Here is a 2,428-nt window from a genome sequence, read left to right on the forward strand (position 1 = left end):
AAGAGACAGGGTCTGAACGCCCCACCTCCAGGGTTGGCAGTCTGAAAATCATCCAGCCCCCGGAGCGGCCACCCCCGGAGCCACCCCCGGCCCCCCACCCTCCCGAGAGCCCACACCCCCACCCCAACCCCCGTAAGCACCGCATAAGCCCAGCTCAGCCCAGGTGGTGACCCTCTTCACAGCCCCCCTCCCAGCAGACCGTTCCACATTCAACCTGTGGCACACTCGGATGCCATGAACACCAGCCCGGTCACCAGAACGCTCCGCGCAGCGGTCTTCGCCGCGCTGGTCGTGCTGCTCGCCGGGCTCGGCCAGGTCCTGGTCACCGGCCGCACCCTCCCCGTCGGCCCGATGCTGCTCGCCTCGGCCGCCGTCTTCGCCGCGGCCTTCGCCCTGGCCGGCCGCGAACGCGGCTTCCCGGCGGTCGCGGCGGTGTTCCTGCCGCTGGAGCTGGCCACCGGCGCCCTCTTCGACCTCGCCCAGAGCACCTGTCCCTCGCTGCCGCCAGGCACCGGACACGGCCTCCAGCCGCTGCTCTGCGGCGGCGGCTCGCTCGGCGGTTTCCTGCTCGGCCACGGCGTCTCCGCCCAGACCGGCCTGCTGCTGCTCCTCCTGCTGCACATGGTGATCGCGCTGGCCGGCGCCTTCTGGCTGAGCCGCGCGGACGCCGCGCTCTGCTGCCTGGCCGGGGCCGTCCGGATGCTGGGCGAGTTCCTGCACCGCCACCTGCCGGCCGCCGCCCGCTGGCTGCGGCTGCTGGTCGCGCCGCTGCCGGCCCGTCCGCCGTCCCGGGTGCCGTTCCCCCGGGCCAGCCGCGTGCTGGTCCCCGCCGAGGACGTCGTCGTCCGTCCGGCCGTCCGGCGCGGTCCGCCGGTGTTCGCCCTGGCCGTCTGAGCCACGGGCTTCCCCGCCCGCTCAGTCGGCTGTTCTCTCCTCCCGCGCTGGCCCCGACCGGCCGCGCCGACCCGTACGCCCGAGAGCACAGGACGACACCCCATGAGCAACACCCGCAATACCGACAAGAAGGCCTCCGCCACCGACCGCATGCGCGTCGCCCGCGCCCAGGCCGAGCGCTCCGACCGGATCCGCCGCCGGGTGGTGGTCGGCGGTGCCTCCGCCGCCGTGCTCGCCCTGGTGGCGGGTGTGGCCTTCGCCGTCGGCGGCTCCTCCGGCTCCGGTTCGAACGCCGCGAACGGCCCGCTGGTCGTGCCGGCCAACGCGAGCGGTACCAACGGCACCGTGATCACCTACGGCAAGGCCGACGCCCCGCACACCCTGGACGTCTACGAGGACTTCCGCTGCCCGTTCTGCGAGCAGCTGGAGACCACCACCGGCAAGGCGATCCAGCAGCTCGCCGACGACGGCACGTACAAGGTCGAGTACCACCTGGCGACGTTCCTGGACAACAACCTGGGCGGCAAGGGTTCGCGCACCGCGCTGGCCGCGGCCGGCGCCGCGCTGAACGAGGGCGTGGACAAGTTCAAGGCGTTCCACGACGTGCTGTACGCCAACCAGCCGGACGAGCGCAGCGACGCCTTCGGCGACGTCAACCACATCCTGGACCTGGCCGGCCAGGTGCCCGGGCTGAAGACCGACGGCTTCGTCAAGGCCGTCCAGGACGGCACGTACGCGCCGTGGGCGGCCAAGGTGAACGAGGAGTTCAACAAGAGCGACGTCACCGGCACCCCGACCGTCAAGCTGGACGGCAAGAAGCTGGACGTCCTGAACAACGGCAAGGCCGTCTCCCCCGAGCAGTTCACCGCGATGGTCAAGCAGGTGACCGGGTGACGGCCGGCGCCCCCGCCGGGCGGCCCGGGTACGGCGCGAGCCGCCCGTTCGCCTGGCTGCTGCTGATCGGCGGCGCCGTCGGCCTGTTCGCCTCGACGGTCCTCACCCTGGACAAGATCCGGCTGCTGGAGGACCCGTCCTACGTCCCCAGCTGCAACATCAACCCGATCATCAGCTGCGGTTCGATCATGCGCAGCGACCAGGCGGAGGCCTTCGGCTTCCCCAACTCGCTGATCGGGCTGGTCGCCTTCGGGGTGGTGATCGCGGTCGGTGCCGGGCTGCTGTCCGGGGCGGCGTTCCGGCGCTGGTTCTGGCTCGGCCTGCAGGCCGGGACGGTGTTCGGCATCGGCTTCGTGACCTGGCTGATGTACCAGGCGCTGTACCGGATCGGCGCGCTCTGCCCGTACTGCATGGTGGTGTGGGCCGCGGTGATCCCGCTGTTCTGGTACACCACGCTGCACAACCTGCGCTCGGGCGTGATCCCGGTGGGCCCGCGGCTGCGGGTGGCCGTCCGGGAGGCGGCCCGCTACCACTGGGTCGTCCCGGCGCTGTGGTACGCGGTGATCGCGCTGCTGGTGCTCAACCGGTTCTGGTACTACTGGAGCACCCTGCTCTGACCCCGTCCGCCGCCCCCGCCCTG

At 72.2% G+C, this 2,428-nt stretch carries 3 protein-coding genes; all 3 read left to right on the plus strand.

Features of this window, described 5'->3' with window-relative positions; genetic code table 11:
- Positions 1–234 precede the first annotated feature (234 nt).
- The 3 genes from ACFU7Z_RS38690 to ACFU7Z_RS38700 all read left to right on the plus strand — a co-directional run bounded on the left by ACFU7Z_RS38690 (position 235) and on the right by ACFU7Z_RS38700 (position 2,405).
- Positions 235–894, plus strand: a complete 660-nt coding sequence (locus ACFU7Z_RS38690; protein ID WP_380782835.1) for a hypothetical protein — start codon at positions 235–237, stop codon at positions 892–894.
- A 102-nt stretch (positions 895–996) separates the two neighbouring features.
- Positions 997–1,788, plus strand: a complete 792-nt coding sequence (locus tag ACFU7Z_RS38695; protein WP_380782837.1) for a DsbA family protein — start codon at positions 997–999, stop codon at positions 1,786–1,788.
- Complete coding sequence (locus ACFU7Z_RS38700) at positions 1,785–2,405, plus strand: vitamin K epoxide reductase family protein (protein ID WP_074005192.1); 621 nt, start codon at positions 1,785–1,787, stop codon at positions 2,403–2,405. The genes ACFU7Z_RS38695 and ACFU7Z_RS38700 overlap by 4 nt, the downstream gene beginning before the upstream one ends.
- Positions 2,406–2,428: the final 23 nt, after the last annotated feature.

The sequence above is a fragment of the Kitasatospora sp. NPDC057518 genome, from assembly GCF_042802075.1.
Taxonomy (GTDB): domain Bacteria; phylum Actinomycetota; class Actinomycetes; order Streptomycetales; family Streptomycetaceae; genus Kitasatospora.

Bases quoted from the DNA above. Each gene is read 5' to 3' on its own strand.
- ACFU7Z_RS38695 (WP_380782837.1), top strand. From the start codon at position 997: ATGAGCAACACCCGCAATACCGACAAGAAGGCCTCCGCCACCGACCGC.
- ACFU7Z_RS38690 (WP_380782835.1), top strand. From the start codon at position 235: ATGAACACCAGCCCGGTCACCAGAACGCTCCGCGCAGCGGTCTTCGCC.